This window comes from Clostridium muellerianum (genome assembly GCF_012926525.1).
GTDB classification, from domain to species: domain Bacteria; phylum Bacillota; class Clostridia; order Clostridiales; family Clostridiaceae; genus Clostridium_AM; species Clostridium_AM muellerianum.
On sequence record NZ_JABBNI010000007.1, the window covers coordinates 47,373 to 62,367 of the forward strand.

At 30.7% G+C, this 14,995-nt stretch carries 15 protein-coding genes; 11 read left to right on the plus strand and 4 right to left on the minus strand.

Annotated elements, in window-relative coordinates; genetic code table 11:
- Positions 1–721 precede the first annotated feature (721 nt).
- Both HBE96_RS03110 and HBE96_RS03115 read left to right on the plus strand, forming a co-directional pair.
- A complete protein-coding gene (locus tag HBE96_RS03110) occupies positions 722–946 on the plus strand; it encodes a hypothetical protein (protein ID WP_169296306.1) in 225 nt (74 codons plus the stop codon).
- Positions 937–1,680 (plus strand): serine/threonine protein kinase, encoded by a 744-nt coding sequence (locus HBE96_RS03115; protein ID WP_169296307.1) that lies wholly within the window; start codon positions 937–939, stop codon positions 1,678–1,680. The genes HBE96_RS03110 and HBE96_RS03115 overlap by 10 nt, the downstream gene beginning before the upstream one ends.
- 98 nt (positions 1,681–1,778) lie before the next feature.
- Here the strand turns inward: HBE96_RS03115 and HBE96_RS03120 are convergent, their stop codons facing one another.
- Positions 1,779–2,702, minus strand: a complete 924-nt coding sequence (locus HBE96_RS03120; protein WP_169296308.1) for a cation diffusion facilitator family transporter — start codon at positions 2,700–2,702, stop codon at positions 1,779–1,781.
- Between the two features lie 266 nt (positions 2,703–2,968).
- On the opposite strand from HBE96_RS03120, the gene HBE96_RS26935 reads away from it, so the two are divergent.
- On the plus strand, positions 2,969–3,193 hold the full coding sequence (locus HBE96_RS26935; RefSeq protein WP_425350700.1) for a hypothetical protein: 225 nt from the start codon (positions 2,969–2,971) through the stop codon (positions 3,191–3,193).
- Positions 3,194–3,217: 24 nt separating this feature from the next.
- On the opposite strand, the gene HBE96_RS03130 is transcribed toward HBE96_RS26935, so the two are convergent.
- Positions 3,218–3,856 (minus strand): hypothetical protein, encoded by a 639-nt coding sequence (locus HBE96_RS03130; protein WP_169296309.1) that lies wholly within the window; start codon positions 3,854–3,856, stop codon positions 3,218–3,220.
- A 535-nt stretch (positions 3,857–4,391) separates the two neighbouring features.
- Here HBE96_RS03130 and HBE96_RS03135 point away from each other — a divergent pair.
- The 3 genes from HBE96_RS03135 (at position 4,392) to HBE96_RS03145 (ending at position 8,008) form a co-directional block, all read left to right on the plus strand.
- The gene (locus HBE96_RS03135; protein WP_169296310.1) at positions 4,392–5,201 is read left to right on the plus strand and encodes a MerR family transcriptional regulator; all 810 of its coding nucleotides are present in this window, start codon (positions 4,392–4,394) and stop codon (positions 5,199–5,201) included.
- 141 nt (positions 5,202–5,342) lie between these two features.
- On the plus strand, positions 5,343–7,286 hold the full coding sequence (locus HBE96_RS03140) for an NAD(P)/FAD-dependent oxidoreductase (protein ID WP_169296311.1): 1,944 nt from the start codon (positions 5,343–5,345) through the stop codon (positions 7,284–7,286).
- 113 nt (positions 7,287–7,399) lie between these two features.
- Positions 7,400–8,008 (plus strand): flavodoxin family protein, encoded by a 609-nt coding sequence (locus HBE96_RS03145; RefSeq protein WP_169296312.1) that lies wholly within the window; start codon positions 7,400–7,402, stop codon positions 8,006–8,008.
- A 10-nt stretch (positions 8,009–8,018) separates the two neighbouring features.
- Here HBE96_RS03145 and HBE96_RS03150 read toward each other — a convergent pair whose 3' ends face one another.
- Positions 8,019–8,234: a hypothetical protein gene (locus tag HBE96_RS03150; RefSeq protein WP_206154814.1), complete on the minus strand. Its 216-nt coding sequence runs from the start codon at positions 8,232–8,234 to the stop codon at positions 8,019–8,021.
- Positions 8,235–8,620: 386 nt separating this feature from the next.
- On the opposite strand from HBE96_RS03150, the gene HBE96_RS03155 reads away from it, so the two are divergent.
- The 4 genes from HBE96_RS03155 to HBE96_RS03170 all read left to right on the plus strand — a co-directional run bounded on the left by HBE96_RS03155 (position 8,621) and on the right by HBE96_RS03170 (position 11,747).
- Positions 8,621–9,301, plus strand: coding sequence for a TetR/AcrR family transcriptional regulator (locus tag HBE96_RS03155; RefSeq protein ID WP_206154815.1), 681 nt, complete (start codon positions 8,621–8,623; stop codon positions 9,299–9,301).
- A gap of 59 nt (positions 9,302–9,360) precedes the next feature.
- On the plus strand, positions 9,361–10,149 hold the full coding sequence (locus tag HBE96_RS03160) for an acyl-CoA thioester hydrolase/BAAT C-terminal domain-containing protein (protein ID WP_169296313.1): 789 nt from the start codon (positions 9,361–9,363) through the stop codon (positions 10,147–10,149).
- Between the two features lie 227 nt (positions 10,150–10,376).
- Complete coding sequence (gene cap37, locus HBE96_RS03165; protein WP_169296314.1) at positions 10,377–11,006, plus strand: transcriptional regulator Cap37; 630 nt, start codon at positions 10,377–10,379, stop codon at positions 11,004–11,006.
- A gap of 18 nt (positions 11,007–11,024) precedes the next feature.
- The gene (locus HBE96_RS03170) at positions 11,025–11,747 is read left to right on the plus strand and encodes a polymer-forming cytoskeletal protein (protein ID WP_169296315.1); all 723 of its coding nucleotides are present in this window, start codon (positions 11,025–11,027) and stop codon (positions 11,745–11,747) included.
- A 205-nt stretch (positions 11,748–11,952) separates the two neighbouring features.
- On the opposite strand, the gene HBE96_RS03175 is transcribed toward HBE96_RS03170, so the two are convergent.
- On the minus strand, positions 11,953–12,639 hold the full coding sequence (locus tag HBE96_RS03175; protein ID WP_169296316.1) for a YjjG family noncanonical pyrimidine nucleotidase: 687 nt from the start codon (positions 12,637–12,639) through the stop codon (positions 11,953–11,955).
- Positions 12,640–12,986: 347 nt separating this feature from the next.
- On the opposite strand from HBE96_RS03175, the gene HBE96_RS03180 reads away from it, so the two are divergent.
- A complete protein-coding gene (locus HBE96_RS03180; protein ID WP_169296317.1) occupies positions 12,987–14,987 on the plus strand; it encodes a molybdopterin-dependent oxidoreductase in 2,001 nt (666 codons plus the stop codon).
- The last annotated feature ends 8 nt before the right edge of the window (positions 14,988–14,995 follow it).

Below are 14,995 nucleotides of genomic sequence, written 5' to 3' on the forward strand. Positions count from 1 at the left end.
AAATATATAAAAAAAGAGGTCATTCTATAATAATATTAAAGTGTGAACAAAAACAATACTAAGGAGAATGCCCTCATGAAAAATACTACTACTATAATTTGATATATTTCACTTACTTTTTTAACAGCTGAAGAAGTTAAAAAAGTAAGTGAAAGCTTAGGATATATAGATACTGGAAGGAAATTTACTGTAAATTTATCAAACAAAATTTGAATGTAAAAAGATTATTTGAAACGAGTGAAAATTCTGCCTATAATTAACTTTTTATATCATTAATAACTTATGTTTTGCTTCAATTTAACTACGTTGAAACGACTAAAAATTTAAAATACGTAAAACTATCACTGATTCAATTTATACGAAAATTACTTCAAAAAAGTCTTAAGCCTGAAGTCTATGTATCTATCAACTTAGTTAAAGTAAAAAATTGGCTAGCATATGGATTTGTTATTTTTTTTGAAGATGCCTTAGTTTGATTAGTTCTATTTTATTACTTTTATTTATAACGTATAGTTTTATAAATTTTTCTTAAATGCAATTAGAAGTGGTTATCGTTTGTATTTTGTTATCAATTGATAATGACGTTCGACTATGATTTTATTGGATTATTTGTTGACAAACAAGGTATTATATCATATTATTGAAATACAAATTATATTCGTAGTTGATAATTGAAGTGATGTGTATTAATAAAAAATTAATTAAAAAAGGGGTGTATTAAATGAGTTTCTTTTCAAGATCATCAGGAAGAAGACATCATGGTGATAATCACAGAGGTAGTAATTATTATAAGCGAGAAGGACTTTTGGGTCGTATACTGAAGATGTTTGGTTCTTTTTCTAGATCAGGTAGGAGACATAGTAAACACTATTCACATGATTCACATCACAATCATCATTCAAATCAAGGATATGGTAAAAGAAGGTATAAAAGTTCATGGTCATGATACCTTTTTGGAGAAGAAAGACATATCCACCAGGTTTTTTGCTTGGTGGATATAAGGTCATAAGGTTAATAGGTGAAGGTCGATTTGGGGTATGTTATTTGGTGGATTTAGATGGTAAAGAATATATCTTAAAAGAGATTAAGCCTAAAGCACTTAAGAAAAGTGGTAATAAAGTCATCTTTGAGGAAAAAATGCTTTCCAATATTGATCATCCATCAATCCCTAAAATAATTGATACAATAAAAAATAATAATATATATGCTTACATTTTGGAATACAAAAATGGAAAGACAATAGAGAATTTGATTTTTGGAGATAATCATGTATTTACTTCTGATGAAATTTATAAAGTAGGAATTAAGCTTATAAATATAATAAAGTATTTACACAAAAGAAACATTGTGCATAGGGATATAAGGGTACCAAATGTGATTATTAATGAAGAAGAAGTTTATCTTATTGATTTTGGGCTTGCTCGATTAATAAATAATGAGAGATATGTTCCTTCTGTAGACTTTTCATATCTCGGTCACTTGCTTCTTCATTTATATTATTCTTCTTTCAAAAAAAACAATAGAAAATCTAAGCCCTGGTATAATGAACTTGAATTATCCTCAAGTGAATTAAACTTTTTGAAAAGATTGCTGGGGGTGGATGAGGAGTATAAAAATATTTATGATGTTGAAAAGGACTTTTTGGCATTAGATAATTTTAACACCCGTTTTAACTTTTAAGTCTATTATAACTGCTAAGAAATAAAATGTTTTTTAATAAAGACTTCTTAAATAAAAATGTGGAAGTCTTTATTTTATTTTGCTAAAAGAAAATATTTTTAATGGTTACTTTTATCATGTACAATGCAATGACTGTTATCATAAAGGTTACATTCTATACATGTTTTTGTACAGGATTCAAGATGTATTAAGATTTCAGTATTTTTCAGAAGCGTTTCTATATCATTTTCAATTACATCACATAAGGTATGAGCAACTTTAACAGTCATGTTTTCAGGAAATACTAGGTGTAAATCAACATATTTTGTTTTCCCAGATTTTCTTGTTCTAAGATTATGATAGTCACAATAAATAGCTTTATGTTTATTAATCTGTTCAGTAATAATTTTAATTTCTCCTTCAGATAATTTAACATCTAAGAGAGGGCTGAAGGCAGATATTAATAAATGATAAGCTTCTTTAAGTATAAATATGGCTACAAGAATAGCAACTACAGGATCAAGAAAATTAAGTTTTGTAGCCCAAATTAGTAAAAGTCCTCCCCCAACTCCTAAAGAGGTGAAGACGTCTGCTTTAAGGTGAAGAGCATCTGCTTCAAGGGCAATAGAATCTTCTTGTTTAGCTACCGTGTATAGCTTTTTAGATACTAAATGATTTACAAAGGCTGATACAAACATGACAATAAAACCAATTCCTATGGATTCTACAGGTTCGGGATGAAGTAACTTTTTTATACTTTCGACTATTATCCATATAGCAGCTATAAAAATAAGTAAAGCTTCTGTTACACCGGATACATTCTCATATTTACCATGACCATAGGGATGATCTTCATCTGCTGGTTTATCTGATGCTCTCACTGAAAAAAATGCTATAATAGCAGCCAATAAATCCATTGTTGAATGAATTGCTTCAGAAATAATACTAACAGAACCACTTATAAGCCCTACTATCAATTTTAGTACTATTAAGGTTGTATTGGAATAGATAGATAATCGTGCAACTTTAATTTTATTATTCATAAAAACCTCCGTTAGTAGTCATCTTAATAATTTTATAATATAAAATTATTATTTAGTATAACCTAAAATGCACTAATCATGATGAGAAATGGGTTAAAGAATAAATTAATGCAAAGGTTGTTGTATATGAAGGGAAGGTAAGATTGTAATTCTTGGTGTAAGTAGAAAAAAGATATTAATATGAAAAACAAGTGAAATCCTAATTATTATGCTTAGTGCCAGGGGTGAAGAATTTGATTGTATTATGAAATTTGAAATTGGTGTAGATGGATTATATTACAAAACCATTTTCGCCCAGGGAAGCACCTTCTAACCTTCTCCTCCATCATCAATTAACCAAGGTGAGTTTTTATCTTTCTTACAATATTTTTATCATTACGATATTTAAAGAAGAAAAAGACAGGTTTGGAATACTTTCAAACACTGTTATGTTATACGAGAACTGGGGCTATTTTAAAATAGCCTCAGTTGGTTTAGCTGTTATGAGGTAAGCTTTCTTGCTAGCATTATGTATTTTATTTAGAACAGTAAGAATCTTTAATTATTGTAGATTCTTCTATATATTTGTTTTTAAACAATGGTTTTCCAAGAGGAAGAAAAACTCCTCCAAAAGAACAAATTGTTGCTATAGATATATATAGCCCCCCGACAGCAACAATAAAGCAAAGAATTGTGATTAATGGATTAATAGTTGTAGGAAATACACTTAAACCTACTAGACCAGATAATATCAGTAGCAATGAACCACAAGTAAACACAACAAAAGTAAGGGCATCTGCATATCTAATACATATAAGAATAGGAATTACAATAATACCAGACCATAGAATAGGAATAGAAAGCATAGTTGTATCTACTGGCCAGCCTAAAAAGCTTGCTATACCAATTCCTGTATTTCCAAATCCACTGAGTCCACCAAATATGGTAGCAAAAATTAGATACGTATTGCCACTAATAGAGTCACCTTTTTTCAAAAAAGTAATGCCACCAATGAGATAAGCTGGGAAACAACCTAATTGAAATAATCCTAGAAGTAACTGTGCCTCTGGTTTAACAATACCCATGTACTGTGCCCAAAACATCATAGTAATCATGGTGAAAATGAATAACATTGTGGGTGCTGGATTACCCAACTCTAATTTCTCTTTTTCCATATACAACATCTCCTTTTTATTGATAATATATTTGCAAAAGATAGTCCATATCAAGCATATAGATGAACTGCCTATACAACAACATGATAGCTGTTATTTTTTTGACATCTTTTACTTACAAAGTGGCTTAATTCATGTATCAATTCTGCATGTTAATGTTTACAATTCAAATATACAGTATAGAGTAACTCAAGAGTCAATATAGAAACATTTAAAACTTTAAACATCTGTAGGTTGTTTTTCTATTATCCTATGATGGAGAAGAAAAAATGGTTGTTTTCTGGGAGAGAATCAATTATACTCTCTTATTTGTAGAGAGCAAGATTTTATATTGTGGCTTTACATATGAATAAGGTATAGAATAACTGCACAGAGTTGGTAAAGTAATCAATTATCAAAATAATAATGATTATATGTTGACTATGGAGTTAGTCCATAGTATATAATATAACGGATATTGTTAAACTTATAGCAAATTAAATTTCATAATTTTAAAATTAGTGTGGTATGTTTTTTATTTTTAGGAGGGATTTTAATGTCGGATTATTTTAAGATAAGTGACATAGCTAAACTTATGAGAATTACTCCAGATGCAATACGGTTTTATGAAAAAAACAATATAATCAAACCAGAAAGATGCAATGATAATAGATATCGTAAATTTACAGTGGATGATATTCGAAGGTTATACGATTGCAAGTTATTGCAAAATTTACAATTTTCAATATCTGATATTGCTAGCATGATCCAAAACACCAAGATTAATGAACTGGATGATATGATTGAACAAAGAGAACAAGAAATTAAGAAAACAATAGAACTTCAGCAGATGGCATTAAATAAGATAAAGAGAATCAAAAGAGCAACTGAAATGATTTTAAAATATAAAAATAAGTTCTTAATACAAGAAAGACCTCATTTATTAATCTATAGTTATGCAAATAACAACAAACTGGATGTAGAAAGTGTAAACCATCCCTATTATGAAGCTGTTATGAATTATCACAATCTGTTTGACTGTACGGTAGAGATTCCATTAGAAAATGCTATGGATTTTGAATTGGAGAATAAATCTAAGTTTGGATTTTCTATTGATATTGAAACTGCAAGTAAAATTGAAATTCCCAATAAACCTCCAGTAAAAGAATTGCTTCCTTGTAAATGTGCATATACAGTAATAGAAGCAACGACAATTATTAACTATTCGTCATTAAAGACTGTATACAGGTGGTTAGAAAAACACAACTTTAAATTAAACGGAGATATATTATGCCGAGTAATGAAAACGGGCTTTCATGAAGGAAAATCTTATCGCTTTTATGAGATATGGTGTCCTATAGAATAGAAGAGTTCAAATTTTTGTAACAACATAATAGAAAATTAGAATATAAATGTTTAAACTTTTATATTGACTCTTGAGTTACTCTATACTGTATATTTGAATCATAGATATTGTTAATTTTTTAATATTTAAGGAGGCAAATATATGAGTTTTACAAATTTACTTAAACCAGGGAAGATAAGCAATTTGAAATTAAAAAATCGTATGGTAATGCCTGCATTAGAAATTCTTGCAGCAGGATTTAATGGAGAAATGTCTGATGATCTTATTTCTTATTATGAGGAAAGAGCAAAAGCTGGCTGTGGACTAATAATTACAGCATATGCAAGTGTAGATGATGAATTCTCTCAATCTTTTGCTGGAGCACAACTTAAGTTAACTGATCCTCGTCACACTGCAGGATTTACTAAACTATCACGTGCTTTACATAAATATGACACAAAGGTTATGGTGCAAATTTATCAAGCAGGACGTCAGGCAGTTCCATCAAAAATCACAGGAAAACGTATTATTGCGCCAAGTGCAGTAGGGTTTTCTCTTTATGATCAAATTCCTGAAGAAATGACATTGGATGAAATTAAACGCTCAGTTCAAAAGTTTGCGTGTTCTGCAAAAATTCTAAAAGATGCAGAAATTGATGGTGTAGAAATTCTTGCAGCTGGTGGTTATTTGATAAATCAATTTATAAGTCCATATAGCAACAAGCGTACAGATGAATATGGTGGTTCTTTTGAAAACCGTATGAGGTTTTTAACAGAAGTTATTCAGGCAATTCACAATGAATGTGGAAAAGATTTTGTAATAAGTGTTCGCTTCAGCGCAGATGAGTTTACTGAAGGTGGATACAATCTTGAAGAGGGTGTAAAAATAGCGAAATATTTAGAAAACATTGGTGTTGATGTGTTAAACGTCAATAATGCGAACCAAGAATGCCGTTACTATATTATTGAACCTATTACATTTAAGAGTGGTTGGAAATCATATATAACAAAGGCAATCAAAGATGCAGTAAGTATACCTGTGATATCAACTAATGTAATCAAGAAGCCTGAACAAGCTGAGAAGTTATTAACAGAAGGTATTATGGATTATGCTGCAATTGGACGCGGTATGATGGCAGACGCAGATTGGGCACGTAAGGCTTATGAAGATAGATCAGAGGATATTAAGCCATGTATAGGATGTTTGTATTGTTTGGATCAAACTGCAAAATTCCGTCGTAGTATATGCGCTGTTAATCCAGGATTGGCAAGAGATAGAGAGTTTCCACCATTACAAAAAGACCTTGTAGGAAAATCAGTTGTTATTGTTGGAGCAGGTCCTTCGGGAATGGAAGCAGCAATAGTTTTAGCAAAACGTGGTTGCAATGTAACTATCTTTGAAAAGAATAATTACATTGGTGGTGCAGCAGAGCTTGCTACGCGTACACCAGATAAAGAGGTATTGTCTTGGCTTATTGATTACTATAGAACACAGCTTCATAAACTTGGTGTAATTGTTAAGCTAAATACATTTGCAACAGCTGAAATGATTAGGAAAATGAATCCATATGCTGTATTTGTGGCAACTGGTTCAAAACCTATTATCCCTAATATAGAAGGTGTTTCAGGGGAAAATATTTATACTGTTGAACAAGCATTAGATAAAAACTTTGATGTTAAAAGTGAAAAGGTAGTTGTAATAGGTGGTGGTATGACAGGCTGTGAAGTTGCTGAAGATCTAGCACTTAAGGGTAATGATGTAACTTTAATTGAAATGCAAGATAAGCTTGCACCAGAGGTTTCACCAGATAACTTAGTCACTGTATTAAAAAATCTAAATAGTAAAAATGCAAAGATACTTCTGTCTCATAAGATGGTTAAGGTTGGAGAAAAAGGAATTATTGCTCAAAATATTACAAACTCTGAGATGGTATCAATTCCAGCTGATCGTATTATACTTTCTCTTGGAGGACGTTCCAATGATGAGCTTTATAATGAATTAGTAGGTCAGCTCCCAAAGGTGTATCCATTAGGCGACAGCATAAAAGTTGGTAGAATAGCACAGGCAGTTCAGACAGGATTTGAGCGTGCATATGTAATGGAATAGAGATTAGTTAACCCATATGTTAAAAAAACATATGGGTTTGTAAGCAAGTTATAGTTATTTTTATATTTAAGTATTTTTTATGGAAAACAATTATATATTTTGGAGGAGTTAACATGAAAAACATATTAGTTATTATTGGCAGTGGTCGCAAAAAGGGAAATACCGATTTGCTTGCTGACGCTTTTATCAAAGGTGCAACTGAAGCAGGACACGAGGTTACAAAAGTTTTTCTCGGCGATAAACTAATCAACGGATGTCTTGGATGTAATGCTTGTAGATATGGGAAGCCTTGCATTCAAAAGGATGGAATGACCGACATATATCCGCTTATTGACAAGTGCGAAGCAATCATTCTTGCTTCACCGCTTTATTTTTGGACAATTTCAGCAAGAATAAAAGCATTTTTGGAAAGGCTGTATGCCATTGCTGCAGAAGACAAAAATCCACCTAAAGGCAGATATGAAAAGTTCCCTCACAAAGACTGTGGTTTGCTTATGACTGCTGCCGACAATTTATTTTGGACTTTTGAACAAGCAGAATCCTATTATCGTTTTAACGTCATTAATTACCTAGGATGGACGGATAAGGGTATGGTTTTAGCAGGTGGTTGCGGTGGCGTAGAGGATAGGCGTCACATTGAAGATACTGGCAATTTAGAAATCGCTTATGAATTCGGAAAAAGCATTTACAGTAAACCATCGGAACAAAAATTGAATTCATAATGAACTTTGGTTATGTTTTATCATTAATCTTATGCATTTTTAACATAACCATTCTTGCTATTGGTGGTGCAATGAACGCCTCTACTATAAAGGAAATTACGATATTGCGTGGCCATTTATAAAAGAACATTTGAATTGGCTCCATGCTCACTTGCCTGTTTCCTATCCATGAACCAATCACAGTCAAAAATAATGCAAACTCCTTCTTGTTTCTTGGTAACTTCATGTAAAATTCTATACTATATGTCCCTCTTTTCTTAGTTAATTAAAGCATTTTATGTAAAAAATAAAGCGTGAAACCAATTACTTGATTTCACGCTGAACAATTATACGCGCAAATGCTTTCGCGCTATTTATTATAAAAGCATTTTCTATTTTTTTCAAGAGAAATTAAAAAAAATTTTACTTACATCGATTAATTTTTATGTAATAAAAGCAGCATTAATTTGATAGAGGAAAAATCTATATCATCTGCTCTTTTGTCATATAAAAAAACAAAATTATAGGCTTTTATTTTTTATAAAAAATATTGACACATAATACAAAAAGAAATATAATGAATCTGAATTCGAATTCAAATTCAATTTTAATTATATAGGAGAAAAAAGTGTAATGAACAATACTATTTCAAACAAATCAGTAAGCAAAAGTGCTTTAAAAAGAAGGACTATCCTTGAAGCAGCTGCAAGGGTCTTTTCAGAGAAAGGATATATTGAAACTTCCATAAAAAACATAACTGATGAAGCATCTGTAGCTGTAGGCACTTTTTATACCTACTTTAATAACAAAGAAGAAGTCTTAGAGCAGATTTATGAGGAAATTTCTAATATGAGTTTACAAGCTGCATCTACCGCTTCTATTGACGAAAAAGACAGTGATATTAAAAAATTTACATTAGGAATGGCTTGTGCAATTTCTACATATGCAAAGAATAAGGGTTTATCAAAAATACTGTTTGTGAAGTCTATGGGAATAAATGAATCATTTGAGAAGAAACGCTGGGAGATATTAGACAGGACCAATACTTATTTAAGGAGTATATTAGAGCATTTAAAAAAAGATTACCCATCAAATATCTATGATATAAATGTAACTTCGGTCTTGGTTACTCAAAGTATATTTGGCGTTATATCTTATTGGCTTGATGAAAAAATTACAAGTGATTTAAAAGACATAATCTTTTCTTTGTGTACGTACCATCTAAAAGCATTGAATATTGACTTCACACATGAAGAAGTAAATAAATATATTACCCAAGTAATTACATCAGATTATGAAAAATTTTCTAAATGAGAGGAAGAAGCAGAATGTAACTGATATTTAAAACAGTTAATATTTAAGGGGAGGTTACTATGGAAAAATATCGTTTAAAAGAAATTTATGGTGATTTTTATGAAAATGAGGGTAAGCCACTAGTTGTTCTTATAGGAGGCAGCAGACCAGGACTTCCAGCGCCTTTAAGTGAAGATTTATTGAATTATTTAAAATTAAATTATAATGTTTTACTACTAGCGTATTTTGGTGTTAGGGATCTCAATGAATCTTTAGAAATGGTTCCAATAGAATACTTTATTAATGCTATTGAATTTATTAAAGAAAAGTATAAAATAGCTGATAATCAAGTTATTGTTATTGGTCAATCTAAAGGAGGAGAAGTTGCGTTATTATTAACTAATTATATGGATTCAGCGATTACTATTGCCCTGGTAGCTGGTTGTTATGTATTTCAAGGTTTACCAAGGGATATTTTTAGTATGAGTATGGCACAATCTAAATCTTCTTGGACCTTCAACAATAAGGAATTACCATATATTAAATTTGATTTTAACAAAGATGATATAGAAGATGCAAAGAACAAATATTTTTGTAAAATCCATGAAAAGTCTATAGAGAAAAACTTTAATAGAGATGCAGTAATAAATATTGATAACTATAAAGGAAAGGTATTTTTCCTTTCTGCCGAAAATGATAGTTACTGGCCAAGTAAAAAAATGAGTAATACTCTAATTGAAAATAGTAAAAATAAAAATAACCTAAGTCATATTACCTTAGATGTAAAGGGACATTACTTATTGAGTTATAAGGAATCAGTTAATGAAATAATTAACTATTTAGAGAAAAATGGTTTAAGATTTGCTTAATATTTGAGTTAAAAGCTTCATCTCAAATAGCCAATTTATATGAGCAGCTTCAATAGCAGCTCTTTTTTTTCTTGTCTTTGTATTTATTTTCGCATATTCATCAGCTATTTGTTATAATTTCTTAATCTTTTTATAGCTAAGTTTTTTATTTTCAATCAACTATTGCTAGCGTAACAATGTTATGTTATACTGTTTACATAAAGCAGACTAAAGAGGGGAATGAACATATGGAAGAAGAAAATCTAATTTCTAAAAAAGAATTGCTTAAAATAACGGATATATCCTATGGGCAATTATACAGATGGAAGAGAAAGAACCTTATACCTGAAGAGTGGTTTATAAAAAAGTCCAGCTTTACAGGACAGGAAACCTTTTTCCCAAGAAATGAAATATTAGACAGAATAGAAAAAATTAAAAATTTTAAAGAAGATATATCCTTAGATGAGCTAGCAAGAATATTTTCTCCAAATCTTTCAACAGTATTTTTGGAAGAAAATGATGTATTGAAACAAAACATTGTTTCACAGACTGCGATAAATCTATATAAGGATGCTCATAGAGAAAGTACTGGGTTTTATTTTAATGAGTTATTATTTATGAGTATTGTAGATAGGTTTATCAAATCTGGTAAGGCAAGTTTAGAAGAAGGAAAACTGGTTCTGGATACTTTAGAAAGAAACTACAAAAACTTTGATGGTAGATATTGCGATGTAGTACTTATAAGAAAATTTGGGGTAGGAATATGTTTTTTAATGCTAATACCCAATGAAATATATATTGAAAGTGAAGCTGTACTTGTATTAAAGATAAATGCTGGAGAATGTGTAGAAGAGTTAAAATCAAAAATAAATTTGTAAATGAAGGGAAGCTTTAAAATGGAAGAAAAATTAGTTGATATGAAAATTTCTGGATCAGGAAAAATTAGTGGTGGAAAATATAATGAAGTGAAAATCAGTGGTTCAGCTAAAGTTGAAGGAGATATAGAATGTTGCACTTATAAGTGCTCAGGATCATCTTCTGCGAATGGAAATGTAAAGGCTGAAACAGTTGGAATTAGCGGCAGTACTAAAATAATGGGAGAACTTGATACTAATGAAATAACTGTAAGTGGATCTTCTAATATACTAGGTAATGTTAATGCAAAAAAAGTGAAAATAAGTGGATCTTCCGAAATAGGAGGCAGTTTGCATACAGAAAATATACAAATATCAGGGTCGGTTTCCATAGATGGTGACTGTGAGGCAGAAAGTTTTAATGCAAGAGGTGGATTTAAAATAGGTGGACTTTTAAATGCAGGGAATATTGATATAGAGATGTATGGAAGCTGTAGAGTAAAAGATATAGGAGGAGAAATCATAAAAGTAAGATTGGGAAGAGGGCACTTTTTTGTTAAAATGCTAAATCTTTTTATGAATACTAAGGGACTTGAAGCAAGTACAATTGAAGGTGATGATATTTTTCTTGAAAATACTACAGCGAAGATAGTAAGAGGGAACAATGTTACAATAGGAAATAATTGTAATATTGAAACTGTTGAGTATAGAAATGAAATAAGTATTGATAGTATGTCTAAGACAGTTTGTAAAAAAATAGATTAAATTTATGAAATGGTGAAAATATAAATAAGCTTTAACTTTAAGGAATAAAAGTAGAAAACAAATTAATTCATGTTGTATTTAGCATGAATTAATTTGTTTTTTGTAAAAGATCGGCCCCCTTATAAAGATATTAAGCAAAAAAGTAATAGTTGTTTACTTATAACACTAACTTTAACATTAGTAAGGAAATTTTTATATATTAATACTATTTAAGTATATCCTTAAGTTCCATCAAATTAGAAATTTCATAAGTAGGTTTAAATTTTGTTGTATTTGCAATTTTGTTTGAGTTAAGCCAGCAGGTGTCAATACCTGAATTTATACCGCCCTGTATATCAGAGGTTAAGCTATCACCTACTATTAATACCTTGCTTTTATCAGTATGCTTTAGATTATTTAAAGCAAGTTCAAATATTTTAGAATCTGGCTTGGACACTCCTGCTTCTTCAGATATAACAATATCTTGAAAATATTTTGCTATAGTGGATTTTCTTATTCTTTTATTTTGCACATCTGTAAGACCATTAGTTACTATACTAAGCTTATAGCTTTTATGCAAATTTTCCACAAGAGATATGCTGTCATCATATAAAAAGGATGCATTAGCTAAATGCTTCATATATGATTTGGCAAATTTAACTTCATCAAATTCAAGGTTTAATTTATCAGATAATCTTTTAAATCTTTCTACCTTTAATTTTTCCTGAGTAATTAGTCTTTTCTCAAATTCTTTCCAAATGGCTTTATTTATATCACTGTATATTTTTAAGTGATAATTTTCATCATATTCAATATTAAATTCAAGCATAGCGTTTTTAAAAGCATGTCTTTCAGATTTTTTAAAATCAAATAAAGTTTCATCTGCATCAAATATTATTATTTTGTATTTCATAATAATCCTCCAATTAATTAGTTTTTATAATTGTAACATAATAGATTTATCCTTTGCTTTACAGTACTTTAAGGATAAGTTACCATATTGATATAAATTATTATATGACATCTATATAATTAAAGGAAGTTAATAGGAGCTTTTATTTTTAATTACTATAAAGTTTAAGGCAGCACTAGTATAAATAATAAATTTTTTTATAAGGCTATATTCACTTTTAGAAAAGCTTGAATTTGTGTTATAATCTATTAAATATAAAATTAAAAGTTTTTTATACACTAATTTTTTGAGCATCATTTTTAAAATACAAATATGAAAAACTTGTGAAAATATAAGGAGGAATAGTTGTGGAAATTTTTAGATCAGTTTGTCCCTATGACTGCCCTGATACCTGTGGTCTTATTGTTCATGTTGAAGATGGAAAAGCTGTAAAGGTACAGGGAGATCCTGAACATCCTTTTACAAGGGGAACACTTTGTCCAAAGATGGCACATTATGAAAAAACAGTTCATTCTGAAGGACGTATTTTAACACCACTTTTGAGAAAGGGTGCTAAGGGCAGTGGTGATTTTACGCCTATATCCTGGGATGAGGCTATTGAACATATTAAAACAAATTGGAAAGAAATTATTGATAAGTACGGGTCAGAGGCAATACTTCCATATTCATATGCAGGAACTATGGGATTAGTTCAGCGCAATTCAGGTCATCCATTTTTTTATAGTTTAGGTGCTTCAAGACTTGATAGAACTATTTGTGCACCAGCTAAACAATGTGGATGGAATGCGGTTATGGGAGAAACTATGGGGCCTCATACGAGTGAGATACAGGAAAGTGATTTGATTATTTTATGGGGCATCCATGCAATAGCAACGGATATTCATATTATTCATGATATAGGTATGGCTAAGAAAAAGGGAGCAAAAGTATGGTTAATTGATACATATGAAACTGGTACAGCTAAAATTGCTGACAGGGTTATTATAGTTAAACCTGGTACTGATGGTGCTCTAGCACTTGGAATGATGCATGTAATGGCGGAAAAAAATTTAATTGATAAAGATTTTATAAATAAGTATGTGCAGGGATATGAAGAACTTAAAGATACTGTTTTACCAGATTACTCATTAGATAAAGTAAGTGAAATAACTGGAATTGATGCTTCAGTAATTGAAGATATGGCAGTACAGTATGGGAAGGCTAGAGCACCATTTATTAGACTGGGTAGTGGTTTGTCACGTTATGGTAATGGAGCAATGACTGTAAGGACAATTACCTGTCTGCCAGCACTTGTTGGTGCATGGGGAAAAGCTGGAGGCGGTTTACTTACATCTGTATCTGCATCTGATGCTTTTGATAAAAAACTTGTAACTCATGAAGAATTTCAAGAAAAAACAACAAGAATTATAAATATGGTTGAATTGGGTAATGCTCTAAATGAATTGAATGATCCACCTATAATGAGTTTATATGTATATCATTCCAATCCAGCAGCAGTAGCTCCTGATCAAAACAAGGTACTGCAAGGGTTAGCTAGGGAAGACTTATTTACAGTAGTTCATGAGCGTTTTATGACTGATACAGCAAAATATGCTGATATTATTTTGCCAGCAACAACTTCTCTTGAACACAGTGATTTATATAGTGCTTATGGTTACTACGCTGTACAGAGAGCTTATCCAGTAGTATCTCCAGTAGGTGAAGCAAAATCCAATTTTGAAGTATTTAGCTTGCTAGCAGATGCAATGGGAATAAACAAACCTTTCTTTAAGCAGTCAGCTGAGGATTTAATAAATACTATCCTTAAAAAGCCAACTTCATGGCTTGCAGGTACTAAAATTGAAACATTAATTGAAGGAAAGCCAGTAGAGCTGCCACTGCCTGAGGGATATAAGACTCAATTTAAAACCTCTTCAGGAAAAATTGAAATCTTGAATACAAATGAGGATGAACCTTTACCAAGATATTTTAAACCTCATGGAGATGATGCAGAATTTTGGTTAATAAATGCTCCAGATCCACGACTATTAAACTCATCCTTTAATGAAAGAGAAGAGCTTTTAAAAACAAATAAAATGATTTTACAGGTAAATCCAGAGGATGCTTCTAAAATAGGATTAGAAGATGGTGAACTTGTTACTGCCTATAACGAAAGAGGAGAAGCTGACTTTAAGCTAAGTATAACAACTAAAGTCCCAAAAGGAGTTGTTGTTACTGAGGGAGTTTGGTGGCTTAAGAATACACCAGGAAATCGTTCAGTTAATACACTTACTTCTCAAAGGCTTACTGATCAGGGAAAAGGAAGTACTTTTTATGATGTTAAGGTAAATATTAAAGTACATAAATGATGTGATAT